The organism is Streptomyces sparsus (genome assembly GCF_054776295.1).
The window spans coordinates 1-627 of sequence record NZ_BAAHCA010001625.1; the positions used below are offsets into that span (position 1 = coordinate 1).

Here is a 627-nt window from a genome sequence, read left to right on the forward strand (position 1 = left end):
AGCGCGGGCAGTTCCTGGCGGAGCGCGGTGACGGCGGTGGCCCGCCGTGCCTGGAGAGCGGCGGACACCGCGCTCAGGTGGCGCGGCCAGGCGGGCGCGCCGACGAGCTCCAGCGCGGCCTCCTGGAGGGGGCGCGGCACGAAGAAGCTGTCCACCACCTGGATCGCGCGCAACCGTTCCAGTACCGGGCCGCGTGCGGCGAGCGCGCCGACCCGCATGCTCGGTGAGGTGATCTTGGTGAGGGACCGGATGTGCACCACCACGCCGTCCGGGTCGTCCGCGGCGAGCGCCGGGGGCAGCGGGCCGGCGTCCGCGTGGGCCATCCACCGGGCGTAGTCGTCCTCGACCACGAAGGCGCCCGCCGCTCTGGCCGCCTCCCGCACCTCGGGCCGCCGTGCGGCGGACAGCACCGCGCCGGTCGGGTTCTGGAAGAGCGGCTGGCACACGAACAGCCGCGCACCGGTGGCCCGGAACGCGTCGGCGAGCAGCTCGGGGCGCACGCCGTCGGCGTCGATGGGCACCGGGACCGGACGCAGTCCGGAGGCCCGGGCGACGGCCAGCAGGCCGGGGTAGGTCGGTGACTCGACGAGCACCGGGGCTCCCGGCGGCGCCAGGGCGCGCAGCGCG

At 77.4% G+C, this 627-nt stretch carries 1 protein-coding gene; it reads right to left on the reverse strand.

The window, feature by feature from the left end; translation table 11 throughout:
• Window positions 1-627 (reverse strand): aminotransferase class I/II-fold pyridoxal phosphate-dependent enzyme (locus ACYVE9_RS29985; protein WP_461031004.1); only part of this gene is annotated, 627 nt, incomplete at both ends.